A 13975-nucleotide genomic window follows, 5' to 3' on the forward strand; every position below is an offset into this window, starting at 1 on the left:
TGTCAAACTTGTCGCCCCGACACAGGCCGTCTGAAAACAAGAGAAACCACATGCACACTCTATTTAATGTCAAAACGCTGCAATACGCTGTTTGTGCGCTGCTCTCCGCAGCAGGGTTTCAGACGGCCTTTGCTGCGGTGATTGCCGTTTCGCCCGCAGATAATCTCAATCAAATCATCGCCCAAGCCCAAGCCGGAGATACGCTCAAGCTCGCTTCGGGTGTGTACCAAGCCAAAATCATCATCGATAAACCTTTAATCTTGGAAGGTCCGGCCGACCGTTCCGCCACTATCAAAGGCGATAAAAAAGGGCGCACGGTCAGCGTGCATGCGCCTGATGTGGTGATTCGCCACCTTACCGTCAGCGGATCGGGCATGAGCCTGCCGGATATGGACGCAGGCATTTATCTGGAAGAAACCGCTACCAACGCTTTAGTGGAAAAAAACGATATTCTGGATAATTCTGTGGGCGTCTATTTACACGGTTCCAAAGATGCCATGGTGCGAGACAACAAAATTGTCGGCAATGCCGAGCTGCGCGTGAATGAGCGCGGCAACGGCGTGACCGTATGGAACGCGCCCGGTTCGCAAGTGGTCGGCAACGACATTTCCAAAGGCCGTGACGGCATTTTTTCCAACGCCAGCACCTTCAACATCTATAAAGGCAACCGTTTCCATGATGTACGCTTCGCCGTGCATTATATGTACACCAACGACAGCGAAGTTATCGATAATATTTCCATCGGCAACAACATCGCCTATGCCATGATGTTTTCCGACCGAATCAAAGTACGCGGCAATATTGCCGTAATGAGCCGTGATCAAGGCATTATGCTCAATTACGTCAACCAATCGGAAGTGCAGGATAACGTGATTTATCAGGCAGAAAAATGCCTGTTTGCCTACAATGCCAACAACAATAAAATCTTCGGCAACCATTTCGAGCAATGCAAAATCGGCATTCACTTCACGGCCGCCATCGAAGGCACGGAATTGACCGACAATTCGTTTATCAACAATGAAAGTCAAGTCAAATACGTCAGTACGCGTTTCTTGGATTGGTCGGAGGACGGGCGCGGTAATTATTGGAGCGACAACAGCGCATTCGACCTTGACGGCGACGGCATCGGCGACAGCGCCTACCGCCCCAACGGCATCACCGACCAAATCATCTGGCGCGCACCGGTAGCCAGTCTCTTGATGAACAGTCCGGCAGTGAGCATTGTGAAGTGGGCGCAAAGCCAGTTCCCCGCGATTATGCCCGGCGGCGTGGTCGACAGCAAACCACTGATGCAGCCCCATCAAAATCCGACCATGCCGTATTACCTGCAACACAAAGCGCAAATGTTGCAAGCTGCCAAGCAAACCAAATCGGCATGGGCAGCACAGGCAAATGAATAAAAGGCTTTCAGACGGCCTGAGTGGAAAAAGGCCGTCTGAACAAACACACAAGGAAACACCATGAGCAATCATGTTGAATTGAGAAACGTGACCAAGCAATTCGGCGAACAGCGCGCGGTCGATAATATTGATTTGTTGCTGAAAGCAGGCGAAAGCGTGGGCTTGGCCGGACACAACGGCGCGGGCAAATCGACGTTGATGAAGCTGATTCTCGGCTTAATTACCCCGACACAGGGCGAAGTGATGTTGTTGGGCGAGAAAACAGGCAGTAAAGCCGGTGCGGCGGTGCGCAGTCAAATCGGTTATTTGCCGGAAACGGTGGCGCTGCATCCATCCATGACCGGTTTGGAAACCCTGGCTTTTTACGCCAAACTGAAAAAGCAGCCGCTCAATAAAAACCGAGAGTTGCTTGAGCGTGTGGGCATTTCCCAAGCGGCCAAGCGCCGTGTCGGTACCTATTCAAAGGGCATGCGCCAGCGTCTGGCTTTGGCGCAGGCTTTGTTGGGCGAGCCCAAAGTATTGCTCTTTGACGAACCGACCACGGGGCTCGATCCGGCTTCCCGACAAATGTTTTACGAAGTGGTGCGCGAATTAAACGGCAAAGGAGCGACGGTGTTGCTCAGCACGCATGCCTTGACCGAATTAGACGGCCATGCCGACCGCGTGGTGGTGATGAAAAACGGTACCAAAGTCGCCGACGGCAGCATGGACGAGTTGCATGTGCAAAGCGGTTTGCCGCTCACGGTGAATATGCGCCTGAAACACACCAAACCGTTATCGGCACGCTGGCAGTCTTCAGACGGCCTCAATTTCCATGCGCAATGCGAAGCCGACGAACGCATGGCTTTGTTGGCTGAATTGGGTGATTTAAACGATTTGGCCTATCTCGACATCCATACGCCGACGCTCGATGAAATGTATGCACAATTCTTGAAAAGGGAAGACGTATGAACCCGATTTTGATTATCACCGGCAAAGAAGTACGCGACAGCCTGCGCAACCGCTGGGTGCTGGCGGCGGCGCTGCTGCTGGCGGCACTGGCTTTGTCGCTGGGCTTTTTGGGCAGCGCACCGACCGGTTCGGTGAAGGTCGATCCGCTCACCGTCACGGTGGTGAGTCTGTCGAGCTTGTCGATTTTCCTCATCCCGCTGATTGCCATGTTGCTGGCCTACGATGCTTTGATTGGCGAAATCGAGCGCGGCACAATGGGTTTATTATTGAGCTACCCCGTTTCACGCAACCAGATTTTGGCGGGTAAATTTTTGGGTCACTTGATTATTCTGACCCTGGCGACGACTGCCGGTTACGGCTTGGCCGGTATCGCATTGCAATTGGCCAACGGCGGCATCAACATCGCCGCATGGAAACCGTTTGCCGGCCTGATTGGTGCCAGTGTGATTTTGGGCGCGGCGTTTTTGGCTTTGGGCTATTTAATCAGTGCGAAGGTGAAAGAGCGCGGCACCGCGGCGGGCATTGCCATCGGCGTGTGGCTGTTTTTTGTGGTGATTTTCGACATGGTTTTGCTCGGCATATTGGTGGCTGATACGCAGCAAACGCTGACCGCGCCGATGGTGGAAAGCATTTTATTGTTCAACCCGACCGACATTTACCGCCTGCTCAACCTGACCGGCTATGAAAACACTGCCATGTATTCGGGTATGGCCGGGCTGACCGAGCAAATCAGCCTGACGCTGCCGGTATTGCTTACCGCGCAGGTGTTGTGGGTAGTCATTCCGCTGCTGTTTGCGGCTTGGATTTTTGGAAAGCGACAAATATGAAAACATTTGCCCTGACTGTGTGCGCCGTTTTGCTCCTTGCTGCTTGCGGTGCCAAAGAAAACATCGAACCGCCACCTGCTCCCTTGACGATTACCGAACAGTCGATCGGCTATTACTGCGGTATGAGCCTGACGGAACACGACGGCCCTAAAGCGCAGCTTTATCTCAACGACAAACCCGACAAGCCGGTGTGGTTCTCAACCATCCGCCAAATGTTCGGTTACACCAAGCTGCCGGAAGAGCCGAAAGGCATTCATGTGATGTATGTCACCGATATGGGTAAAGTGACCGATTGGACGAAACCGAACGCCAATGAAGCGTGGATTGATGCCAAAAAAGCATGGTATGTCATCAATAGCGGCTTTATCGGCGGCATGGGTTCGGAAGACGCGCTGCCGTTTGCGGACAAAGCCAAGGCCGAGCAATTTGCGCAAGAGAAGGGCGGCAAAGTGGTAAGTTTTGATGAGATGCCCGAAGCGTATATTTTTAAGTAACATGAATAGGCCGTCTGAAAAGCCCTCGGGTTTTCAGACGGCCTGAGATCATTGCAAGCTCCCTATCTTTGGCACATTTCTTCGTTATGCGCTGCTCGAAAGTTTGTCTATCTAAATGATAGGTCTGCGCTTTCTGTGCCGTTCTTACTTCGAACCGTACTCAAATCTGGGGTTTTGCAAAGATCTCGGCCTGATTTTTATTTCAGAGAAACCATGAATATCCCCTTAAGCCGCCGGCGTTTTTTGGCCATCAGTGCCGTTGTTGCGGGCGGTGCGGTTTTACCGTTGGCGCTAAACCGCCAAACTGATAACCTTAAAACCGAGGAAGCCGGGCCGTTTGTTTGGCAAGGCATTGCCTTGGGTTCAGGTGCGCAGTTGCGTCTGTATCATGTCGACCGCCGACAAGCCGATGATTTAGTGAATAAGGCATTGGCGGAAGTGGCGCGTTTGGAAAAAATTTTCAGCTTATACCGTGACGACAGCCTGATTGTGCAGCTTAACCGTGAAGGCCGTCTGGACAATCCGCCGCAAGATTTACTGGCTTTATTGAGCATCAGCCAAGAAGTTTACCGGCTCACTCAAGGCGCGTTTGACCCGAGTATCCAGCCGTTGTGGAATTTTTATGCCGATTATTTCAGACGGTATCCCCATGCCGATGCGCCGCCGTCGCAGGCGGATATGAATCGAGTATTGCAGCGTGTCGGGTTTGATAAAGTGGAATTTGACGATACGTTTGTCCGATTTCACGGCCAGGGCATGGGCTTGTCGTTCAACGGTATTGCCCAAGGCTATATTACCGATAAAGTGGTGGAGTTATTTCAGAAAAACGGCGTAGAACAAGCTTTAGCCGATATGGGAGAAATCCGCGGCTTGGATATGGACGGCAAACGCACATGGCAGGCCGGTATCCGCAATCCGCAAGATGAAAAAAGCGTGTTGCTGAATGTACCGCTGCAAAATGAAGGTTTTGCTACTTCCGGCGGCTACGGTACGGTGATGGACGAAGCAGGTAAGTTTACTCATTTGTTCGACCCGCGTTCGGGCATAAGCACACCGCGTTACCGCAGTGTGAGCGTGATGGCACCAACGGCCGCACTGGCTGATGCGTTTGCCACGGCGTTTTCGGTGATGCCGCAGGACGAAATCCGGCAAGCAGCGCAGGCCAAGCGAGCGAAAGTGTGGCTGGTAATGCCGGATAATGAAATCGAAATCATTGAGTAAAAAGCAGAGACCTTTGCAAATCCCTATTTGGGGCACATTTCTTCGTTGCGCGCTGCTGGAAAGCTTGCCTATCTTCAATATGTTTTTGCTTTCTGTGCTGCTACAATTTTGAACTGCACTTAAATCTAGGGTTCTGCAAAGGTCTCGGCCCTTTTGTCTGATATCAAGCCCGGTGATTTTCAGACGCCGCGAATACATCTTCCAGATTGTCTTCGCGGCGCTTGTGATCCATGCGGTATTTTACCAAAATGCTCCATGCCTGCAAAATCACCAGTTGCGATAACACAATCACTAAAGCGGCACGGAAGATGTCCCACAAGGTCCAGCCGGCGACCAGTGGCTGCATAAACAGCGTGTGATGATCGTCGATTATCAAATAAGCAGCCAATGCCCATAAGCTCCAAATCACCATAAAAGCCAATATGCTTTTGGTAGTGATGCTCAGCGAGCGGCGCTTGGCTTTGCGGATAATCATTTGTTCGCGTAAGTTTGCGTTATACATTTGCTTCTCCTTTAAGTTATTGAATGCCGCGGTCAGGGCTGACCCAAGTCGCTTGGCGGGTTTTGTCACGGAACACGGCTTTCGGGAAACCGTGAATCAAGGTAATACTGTTGAGCAACCAAAAAGCGTAGGGATACCAGATACAGCTGATAAAGTAGCGGAACAAATTGCCTTCGTAGCGGCTGTCGATATAGAGGCTGATCGAAAATTGCAGTAAAAAGGCCATAAAAGTGGCTAAACTGCCAACTTTGAAGAAGGTTAAATCCGCTGTGCCCATCACCATTTCGGCAATGCTGAAAATAGAAAAGGCCAGCAGCGAATAGGCCCAAATCAAGGTCACGAAATATTCAAAATAAAGCGGCCACAGGCGGATGTTTTTTGCTTTCCAGATTTCGCTGCTGTATTTCAAAATCACTTCCGCGCCACCTTGAGCCCAGCGCAAGCGCTGTTTGTAGAGGCCGCGTAGGGTTTCTGGCATTAAGACCCAACATAAGGCGCGAGGTTCATAAATAATTTCATAGCCTGAAGTCTGCGTTTTCCAGCTGATGTCGATGTCGTCGGTAATCATGTTTTCGCTCCAGCCACCGATTTGCCGCCAAGTGTCTTTGCGAATGCACATAATTACGCCGGATACGGTAAACAGTGTGCCGGCCATGCTTTGCGAGCGTTTGATTAAGCCGATAATCGAGCTGAATTCTGCTACTTGCAGCTTGCCCAATACGGTACTGCGGTTGCGCACGCGCGGATTACCGGTCATGGCGCCGACATCGGGATTGTTTTCCAGCGTATCGACAATGTATTCCAGCGCGTTGTAATCCAAAACCGCATCGCCGTCGATCCCGACAATGTATTTGCCGAGAGCATGTTTTGCACCGTTGTTCATCGCTGATGCTTTGCCGCCGTTTTTCTGATCAACCACTTTGATGCGCTCGGAAACATTGCCCCAGCGTTGCAGGATTTTCAGTGTGTCGTCTTTGCTGCCGTCGTTGATGAACACCAATTCATAATTGGGATAGGTGAGTCTCAGCAGGTGGGGAATCGATTCGTCCAGATTACCGGCTTCGTTGTAGCAGGGAATCAATACGCTGACCATCGGCGCATCTTCATCAAAAACGGGTTTGTCGCCGCTGCGTTCCCACACTAGGAAATACAGCATACCGGAGATGGTCCAGTAAACGGCCATGATGCCCGGATAGAGTATGACAAAAATGGCGAGATATTCGTACCAATTCATGATAATTTCTTTTGTGAGCGTAAAAGCTTCAGGCGGCATAGGGGCCGTCTGAAGGATTATTTGATACCGAATACCGGTTTTACTGTTTTCAAATCAGGCTGGTTTTGCACGAAATCATCGCTGAAGGCTGCGCCTTTGAAGTGTGCTTTACGCACCTGCATGATGCGTGCCGCCAAGTCTTGCGATAAAATCAACTGCTGGCCGTCGTAAGCACGGTTGGGGATGTTGAACACGATTTTGTCGTGCGGCAAATCGGTAGCGCGCAATCCGGCCAATAAATTGCCCAGCCATGCTTCCGAAACGCCGCCGCGCCATTCTGTAGTCAATGAATACGGCGCTGCGTGTACTACGGTGTGATTGTAATGCCGGGAAAATTTCGCCAGATTCTGACCGAGCCATACCGGTTTTTCAGACGGCATGGCTGCTTCGGCCCAAATGCTGCGGGCTGTTTTCATTTCGTTGACGCCGTTGAAGCTGTATTGCAGGGCGGCTTGTTTCAGCATGTCGGAATAGGCAATCAATGCATCGGTTTTGGCTGCATCGCTACCTTTGTCTGCAGCTTCGAATTCGGTAATGAAACCGTCGCTGCCGAAGGCCAGGCCTTTAAAGCGGCTGTTGAATGCCAAATCTTCGTAAATCTCTTTTACTGCTTGACGGTTTTTCGCGTTGTAAGGTGACAAACGCTTCACCGCACGGGCATTCAGACGGCCTGTACGCGAATCGGTCAGGTATTCGTAGCCGTCGCCCAAGTCAAACGCCAGCATCGGCATCCATGCCCTCACTTCTACGTTCGAACGAGCATTGAGCTGCCAAGAGACTTGGCTGAACAAATCGGCCTTCATCTTCAAATGACGGTTGGGGAAATACGCACTGTCGGCCGCGCCGTCGCCGTTTTCATCGGTAACGGCCTGCAGATACACGGTTTGGGTGCCTAAAGCACGCATGCGTTCGATTAATTTGTCGTAATTTTGGTTTTGCCTAATCGGGTCGGCATTGTATAAATCGTCTAGTTTCACATACACCGCGCGCTCGTAGGGCAATGTAAAATATTTGTCTTCCAAATACGATTTCAGATGGCCTAAAGAAAATTCTTGATCCACCAATGAGCGGCCGATGCTTTGTTCGCCGATGGTGCTGAGTTTTTCATCTTTCAAAGTCATGTCGTTGTGGAAACCCAATTCGCGGGCAGTTTCCACGGCGGTTTGGGTGAATTGGCCGTATGGCCACACCAATATATCAGGCGTTACGCCGGTGCGCTGTCTGATGATGTCGCGTGATTTTTTCAAATCGCTGCGGATGCGGGTGCGGTATTCAGACGGCGTTTCATAGCTTTTGTTGCGGTAATTGCCTGGGAAGACGGCGGCAAATTTCGATCCTCCCGGGTTGCCGGTTTGGCCGCGGTGCATGTCGTGGCTGTGCGAGGCTATTTCAACCAGACCGCTTTGCTGTATTTCGCGCACTTGTTCCCAAGTAATGAAGGCCGAACGCGGCAGCCTGATGCTGCCGTAATTGATGTAGCCGTCGGCAGGTGTTTCCAGCCATGATGTCACCAGGGCGTAAACGGCCGGATAATTGTAGGCCTGCAAAACCGGATAAATGGTGGTGTAGAAGCTGGCGTAGCCGTCGTCAAAAGTGAGCAATACCGGTTTGGCCGGCAATGAACCTTTGCCGGCACGCGCCGCTTTAATCTGCTTCCAGCTGACCGGTGTGTAGCCGTTGTCGCGCAGCCAGTTGAAATGGGTAATCAAACGCTCAACGGTGATGGTTTGCGGAAAATAAGTGCGGCGCACGTCTTGCGGCATATTAGCGGGAAAAGGCGGTTTGCTCTGGTCGATGACGTCGTGATAACAAATCACGCCGTATTTCACATCAGCCGCTGCCCACGCGGAAGGCAGGGCAAAGGCGCATAAAAGCGGGAATAAAATGCGTTGTTTCATCAAAATCTTCCTTGCTGGTTGATCCCCCCCGCCCGTCAGGGTGGTAGAATCAGGATTTATCCGGAAGAGGTATAACCTCTTCCTAATCAGGGCAACACAGGGCTGCGCTTTATGTGCAGTCCTGCGTGTTGAAACATTTATTAATGGGGGAATGTTGTTTCAGACGGCCTATCGTATAAACAGGCCGTCTGAACATCGCTTATTTAAATTTTACATTTAGGCCGATGCTGCCGAAGTTTTGGTATTCGGGTTTTCCATCGTATATGGCTTGGCGGCGGCCGACTTCGTAACTGAGATTGAGTTTTCTGCCCAATTGCCAATCGTGGCCGTATTTCAGCAGCCAAGTATTTTCAGCATTTTCGCCTGCCTGCCAGTAGCGGCCGGCACCGGCGCTGACGGTTTGCTGCAATTGGATGCGGTTGTCAAACGGTTGGCTGTGAGACAAGGAGAGCGTGCCGCTCAGGCTTTTGCTGTTTTTCGGGTTGTAGTAGTGCGCTTCGGGGATGTCTTTGTTGCTGCTGTAATCTGCCCGCAATGAGCTGGAAAGTTTCCAGCGGTTGTATTGGTAGAGATTATTGGAAAGCCATGCGTAAGCGGTTTTGCGCAGGTTGCCGTCGTCAAAATCCATCACGCCCGCACCAATACCCATACGTAGGTTGGCAGAGTGGGTGTAATTTGCGCCTATGCTGTATTCATTGGCATACACATCTTGATTCAAGGCTTTGGTCGGCGTATCGGCGCTGTTGTAGGCAGCGTTGGCATTCAGGCTCAAGCGGCTGTCTAAGCGATAGTCCACACCGGCTTTGACATAGGCTTTTTTATCCAGATTCACGCCATGACCGGCTTCGATGTTGATCGTGGCCGGATAAGCGCTGACTTCCGCACCGACACCGATACGGCCGGCACGCAACGGTTCGCCGTGGTTGGGTACATAAGCGGTTTGCTCGGCCACATAAGCGCGGTGGCCTTTGTCGCTGCGTTGGCTATACAGCGTGGCGTTTTGCCCCCATTCGATTTTTTCAGACGGCGAGGTGGCTTTCATGGCATTGGCGTTGATGCTCAAAGCCGGTGCGCGTGCTTGGTCGTAATCTCGGAAAAAGCTTTGATAGCTTAAATTGTTGCGGCTGACGTTTTGCACGGTTTGATCCACTTTGCGCCAATTGCCGCTGGCCATCTGCATGGAAGCGGTTTTGCTTTTCACCCAGTCTTGCGATTCAGGCGATAAAAATTCCTGCGCGCGGTTGAACCACATTTCGGCTTCTTCTGCATGGCCGTTCCAGTAGGCCAGTTCGCCGCGCAAAACTTGCGCCCACGGGTCGGCCGGATATTCGGCAATCCAGGCATCCATTTCTTTAATGGCTTTATTGATATCGCCGCCCCATGCATCCAAACGCGCATTCCAGAAATACCGTTTGTTGTAATACGGATTGCTGATGTGGACGGTGCGGGTGAAATCGAGCTTGGTGCGTTCGGCGGGCCAATTCAGGATTTGCGCACGCGCTTTGTCGTAATAGCCCAAATCTGCATACGCACCGATTAAGGACTCGTTTAATTCATCGCTGATTTTATTGTTCTGCGCCATTTCGGTGTCTGCCGCAGTTTGATAGATTTTGCTGGCTTTATGCGGGCTGGCGGTTTCGGTTAAGGCTTTGGCGTAGTAGGCATCGACATAAGCCGGCTGCTTGCCCAGTTTGGCCAAGCGGCGGTAATCGCTAACGGCTTCTTCCGGTTTGCCGGTGGCGGTAGATGCTGCCAAGCGGTCACGCAGTGCGCTGGTGTGTAACTCACTACCGAACTCGGTGGCGTTCATGATGTCGGTCAGCTCGCGATAGGCTTGTTTGAGCTGCTCTTGATCGGAGATTTCCAACGCACCGCGCAGGCGTGAAGCGGCTGCATTTTTTTGTCCCCACAATTTGTCGGTTTGGGTGAAATATTGCGGAAATTCTTTGATCAAACGCTCCTGCACAGGGTATGCCCTCATTTTGGCAGCCAGGCGGTAAGTTTGTAAAACTGTTTCTTTATCGGCTCCCGCGCTCATGCGTTTGCCCAGAATACTTAACTGCTCGGTTTGCGATTGGGTTTGGCTGTTGAGGTATTCGGCTGCTGCTTGAATATCACCGTCATCACCGAAGCGGCGGCGGTATTCTTTAATATCGGCTGTGGCCTGTTGCTGCCGGCCTTGGTCGGCCGCTACTAAGGCACTGCCGAGAAAGCCGATTTTTTGGTCTGGAAAACGGGTTTGCAGCGTACGGTAAAACTTGGCCGCTTGATCGAATTTTTTATTGTCGCGGGCGGCTTTGGCTAAGTTTTCCAATTCATCGGCTGCCAGTTCGGACGGCATGCAATCGGCGCATATGGCCAAGGCTTCTTCGCGCTGGCCGCCGCGTATCAGCAAGGCAATCAAATCGGCACGCACGGCCGGATTATTGGTTTCGCGATAAAGCTGCTGCAAAGCATCAACGGCTTCAATGCGTTGCGCTTCACTGGCGCGCGAGTAGGCAACCCAATGCTCGCGTTCGGCATCAATGTTTTGGGCATAGGAAACGACAGGCACGGAAAAACCGGCCGTCGCCACCAATAAAGAGAGTGGACGGGTAATGTTCATTGTTAAATTATCAAACTGACGGCCGCCATGATGGCGGTAGTGTGAAAGGATGAGTACGTTTCGAAGAATGTGTTTGAATGTATATGGAATATACAGGATTATTATGTTGGTTGGTGTGATTTTAATGTATTAGAGTTATGTTTCAGTTTGTAATATTTTAGCGGTTAATATTTTGACTAAGCGGATAAACCGTTTCGGTGGAAATAGTTTTAAGAGATAATGGAAAAAAGAGGCCGTCTGAAACAGACGGCCTGAAAACTCTTGCAGCTGGGAGTGTTAGCAAGAGACTACGACACTTTTAATAAGGCGTTCAAAGAAAGGGATTCCGTTAAACACGGAATTTCTGCAGAATGTGTGGCTACAGTAATACCTTGCTCGCGCAAATCGCGGATGGCTTTGAGGGTGGTTTCCGGCGTATAGCCGCAGCCTGCACTTAAATTCACGATGACGTGTAAGCGGTGGCTGTAGTATCTTAATTGTTGTGCGGTATGGGTTACCGCATCTTCGGTGGCCAAGCCGCCGATAATCACGGTATCAGCGCTGTTTTTGCGCAACCATTCCAATAAGCCTGTGCTGACCAATTCACTGGTATCGTGAAAGCATACCCCGTGACGGTAATCGCCGTCGGTCTCGATCACATGGTCGTAATCGGCAGGGCTGGGCAAACCGGTGAACAGATGATTGCGACGGCAGTTGTCTCGGTTTTGGCTGAATACTAAGCCGCTGCGATTAAGCGGGGCTTCTATGCATTCTTGACAAAATACACCGGCGGTCGAGCCGACATTTTCAATCAAAACGCGCTTATCGGCAAAACGCGCTTGGCGGTTTAATTCGTCCACGATGTATTCCGGATGGTGCAGAAAACGGTTTTCGTTTGCTGCCATGCAGGAAAAACGATATTGCGGCTGGATTATCGATAGCAATAGTCGTCATGATATTTCTCCTAATGTTGTCATCGGGTTGCCCGTCATCAATAATCAAGTTTGGATAAGTGGTTTTAAAATCGGATAATCGGCTAATACTTGATAGACGGTATAATATCAGGATAAGCGTAATATTGCTAGAAAATATTTAGTAGATTGAAATAATATATTTAGTGAGTATTGAAGGATGGAATGAATTGAGCTTTTGAAATAGAATTTATGCCAAATAAATCAATCTATTGCAATCAAAATGGCCGCGGTTTGTTTTAATGAAGACAGAATATTTTTATGCTGAAAAAATAACAAAATGAGACAAAAAGGCCGTCTGAAAGCAATGTTTTCAGACGGCCTTTTACCTGTTGAGGACTTAAAAAGGGGGCGGCTGCTTAAATCCAGCTCAATGTATTGATGAAGACTATAAGAATGGCAATCGGAGCCAGGAAACGCAGCGTGTTGAGCCACAAATGAATCACGGTTTGGGGTATGGTGCTGCCTTCGCTGATGTTTGCCAAAACTGATTGTTTGTTGCGTACCCAGCCGGTAAAAATGGCCACGCTCAACGCACCAATCGGCATGATGATGGCGGAAATCATGTAATCCCATAAATCAAAAACGGTTTTGCCGAATACTTTAAATTCGTCCAATACGCCAAACGATAAGGCTGAAGGAATACCGACGATGAAAATCGCTACGCCGATTAGCCAAGTGCGGCTTTGTCGTTTGCTTTCGTCTTGGCGGATAGTGGCGGCAATCACGGTTTCCAACATAGAGAATGCCGAAGTGAGCGTGGCAAATACCACCAGCAGCATAAACACGGCAAAAAGTATGGTGCCGAACGGAATTTTCATAAATACCGCAGGCAATACGATAAAGATTAGGCCCGGGCCTTGTGACGGTTCAAAGCCAAACGCAAACACTGCCGGAAAAATGACCAAACCCGCCAGTATCGATACCAATAAGTTCATCCACATGATGCTGTTGCCCGAGCGGAACAAATCCTGCTTTTTGCTCAGGTAAGATGCATAAGTAATCATGGTCGATACGCCGATGCTCAGTGCGAAAAATGCCTGACCCAACGCCATCAGCATAGTTTGCGGTGTGAAGTAAGACCAATCGGGCTTAAGTAAAAACGATACGCCTTGCATTGCATTGGGCAGGGTCATCGAACGGATGGCCAATACGATAAACAACACAAACAAAGCAGGCATCAGATAGCGGTTGGCTTTTTCAATGCCGCCTGAAATGCCGCCTTTTACTACCCAAATCGTCAACAGCATAAATAAGCCCTGATAAAATAATACGCTCCAAGGGGTGGCGATGGTGGCCCCGAACAAAGTCTCGAAATCGGCATTAGGATGAATCTGGCCGCTAAACGCGTGCACCACGTAGTTCAGCACCCAACCGCCGACAACACTGTAAAACGACAGCAGCACGAAACACGCCGCCACACCCATGCGCCCTACCCACGGCCATTGCGAACCGGGCGCCAGCGTTTTGAACGCATCGACTGCGTTTTTACCGCTAGTACGGCCGATATAAAACTCAGCCAATTGCACCGGCAAGGCAACTAAGATGGTAAACAGCAAAAACAATAAAAAGAACACGGCACCGCCATTGGTGCCGGCGGTGTAAGGGAATTTCCAAATCGCGCCCAAACCAATCGCCGAACCGGCAGCGGAAAGGATAAAGCCCAGTTTGGATGACCAAGAAGCAGGAGTATTCATAAATGTATCGAAATGTAAAAAATAATGGTTGATTGTAACAAAGCTGTTATGCAGATTGCAGCGGTTGAAGGCGCGAGTTAGTGATTAAGCATACAAGATGCGAATAACAGATAGTATAGGGTGGAAACCATCAAAATTTTTTAAAAGAGAAGAATTA

11 protein-coding genes are annotated in these 13975 nt (G+C 50.3%); 5 read left to right on the top strand and 6 right to left on the bottom strand.

Going from position 1 to position 13975, the window contains the following annotated elements:
• Positions 1-50: 50 nt before the first annotated feature.
• The 5 genes from ACFPVS_RS07805 (at position 51) to ACFPVS_RS07825 (ending at position 4893) form a co-directional block, all read left to right on the top strand.
• Positions 51-1400, top strand: a complete 1350-nt coding sequence (locus tag ACFPVS_RS07805; protein WP_096294705.1) for a nitrous oxide reductase family maturation protein NosD — start codon at positions 51-53, stop codon at positions 1398-1400.
• Positions 1401-1460: 60 nt separating this feature from the next.
• Positions 1461-2351: an ABC transporter ATP-binding protein gene (locus ACFPVS_RS07810; protein ID WP_096294706.1), complete on the top strand. Its 891-nt coding sequence runs from the start codon at positions 1461-1463 to the stop codon at positions 2349-2351.
• Positions 2348-3178 (top strand): ABC transporter permease, encoded by an 831-nt coding sequence (locus tag ACFPVS_RS07815; protein WP_096294707.1) that lies wholly within the window; start codon positions 2348-2350, stop codon positions 3176-3178. The genes ACFPVS_RS07810 and ACFPVS_RS07815 overlap by 4 nt, the downstream gene beginning before the upstream one ends.
• Positions 3175-3672 carry a nitrous oxide reductase accessory protein NosL gene (locus ACFPVS_RS07820; protein WP_096294708.1) on the top strand — a complete coding sequence of 166 codons (498 nt, stop codon included), beginning with the start codon at positions 3175-3177 and terminating at the stop codon, positions 3670-3672. The genes ACFPVS_RS07815 and ACFPVS_RS07820 overlap by 4 nt, the downstream gene beginning before the upstream one ends.
• A 213-nt stretch (positions 3673-3885) precedes the next feature.
• Positions 3886-4893, top strand: coding sequence for an FAD:protein FMN transferase (locus tag ACFPVS_RS07825; RefSeq protein WP_096294709.1), 1008 nt, complete (start codon positions 3886-3888; stop codon positions 4891-4893).
• 163 nt (positions 4894-5056) lie between these two features.
• On the opposite strand, the gene ACFPVS_RS07830 is transcribed toward ACFPVS_RS07825, so the two are convergent.
• The 6 genes from ACFPVS_RS07830 to ACFPVS_RS07855 all read right to left on the bottom strand — a co-directional run bounded on the left by ACFPVS_RS07830 (position 5057) and on the right by ACFPVS_RS07855 (position 13818).
• A complete protein-coding gene (locus ACFPVS_RS07830) occupies positions 5057-5395 on the bottom strand; it encodes a hypothetical protein (protein WP_096294710.1) in 339 nt (112 codons plus the stop codon).
• Positions 5396-5411: 16 nt separating this feature from the next.
• The gene (gene pgaC / locus ACFPVS_RS07835) at positions 5412-6629 is read right to left on the bottom strand and encodes a poly-beta-1,6-N-acetyl-D-glucosamine synthase (protein WP_096296073.1); all 1218 of its coding nucleotides are present in this window, start codon (positions 6627-6629) and stop codon (positions 5412-5414) included.
• 56 nt (positions 6630-6685) lie between these two features.
• Complete coding sequence (gene pgaB / locus ACFPVS_RS07840; RefSeq protein ID WP_096294711.1) at positions 6686-8566, bottom strand: poly-beta-1,6-N-acetyl-D-glucosamine N-deacetylase PgaB; 1881 nt, start codon at positions 8564-8566, stop codon at positions 6686-6688.
• Positions 8567-8765: 199 nt separating this feature from the next.
• Complete coding sequence (gene pgaA, locus ACFPVS_RS07845; RefSeq protein WP_096294712.1) at positions 8766-11171, bottom strand: poly-beta-1,6 N-acetyl-D-glucosamine export porin PgaA; 2406 nt, start codon at positions 11169-11171, stop codon at positions 8766-8768.
• Positions 11172-11458: 287 nt separating this feature from the next.
• Positions 11459-12055 carry a cysteine hydrolase family protein gene (locus ACFPVS_RS07850; protein ID WP_232507492.1) on the bottom strand — a complete coding sequence of 199 codons (597 nt, stop codon included), beginning with the start codon at positions 12053-12055 and terminating at the stop codon, positions 11459-11461.
• A 425-nt stretch (positions 12056-12480) separates the two neighbouring features.
• Positions 12481-13818, bottom strand: coding sequence for a sodium-dependent transporter (locus ACFPVS_RS07855; protein ID WP_096294713.1), 1338 nt, complete (start codon positions 13816-13818; stop codon positions 12481-12483).
• Positions 13819-13975 lie beyond the last annotated feature (157 nt).

Origin of the sequence: Neisseria weixii, assembly GCF_042658245.1 — a bacterium.
Lineage (GTDB): Bacteria > Pseudomonadota > Gammaproteobacteria > Burkholderiales > Neisseriaceae > Neisseria > Neisseria weixii.

Excerpts from the sequence above, each read along its gene's own strand:
- ACFPVS_RS07815 (WP_096294707.1), top strand. The coding sequence starts at position 2,348 with ATGAACCCGATTTTGATTATCACCGGCAAAGAAGTACGCGACAGCCTG.
- pgaC (WP_096296073.1), bottom strand. The coding sequence starts at position 6,629 with ATGAATTGGTACGAATATCTCGCCATTTTTGTCATACTCTATCCGGGC.
- ACFPVS_RS07820 (WP_096294708.1), top strand. The coding sequence starts at position 3,175 with ATGAAAACATTTGCCCTGACTGTGTGCGCCGTTTTGCTCCTTGCTGCT.
- ACFPVS_RS07825 (WP_096294709.1), top strand. The coding sequence starts at position 3,886 with ATGAATATCCCCTTAAGCCGCCGGCGTTTTTTGGCCATCAGTGCCGTT.
- ACFPVS_RS07805 (WP_096294705.1), top strand. The coding sequence starts at position 51 with ATGCACACTCTATTTAATGTCAAAACGCTGCAATACGCTGTTTGTGCG.
- pgaB (WP_096294711.1), bottom strand. The coding sequence starts at position 8,566 with ATGAAACAACGCATTTTATTCCCGCTTTTATGCGCCTTTGCCCTGCCT.
- ACFPVS_RS07830 (WP_096294710.1), bottom strand. The coding sequence starts at position 5,395 with ATGTATAACGCAAACTTACGCGAACAAATGATTATCCGCAAAGCCAAG.
- ACFPVS_RS07855 (WP_096294713.1), bottom strand. The coding sequence starts at position 13,818 with ATGAATACTCCTGCTTCTTGGTCATCCAAACTGGGCTTTATCCTTTCC.
- ACFPVS_RS07850 (WP_232507492.1), bottom strand. The coding sequence starts at position 12,055 with ATGGCAGCAAACGAAAACCGTTTTCTGCACCATCCGGAATACATCGTG.
- ACFPVS_RS07810 (WP_096294706.1), top strand. The coding sequence starts at position 1,461 with ATGAGCAATCATGTTGAATTGAGAAACGTGACCAAGCAATTCGGCGAA.
- pgaA (WP_096294712.1), bottom strand. The coding sequence starts at position 11,171 with ATGAACATTACCCGTCCACTCTCTTTATTGGTGGCGACGGCCGGTTTT.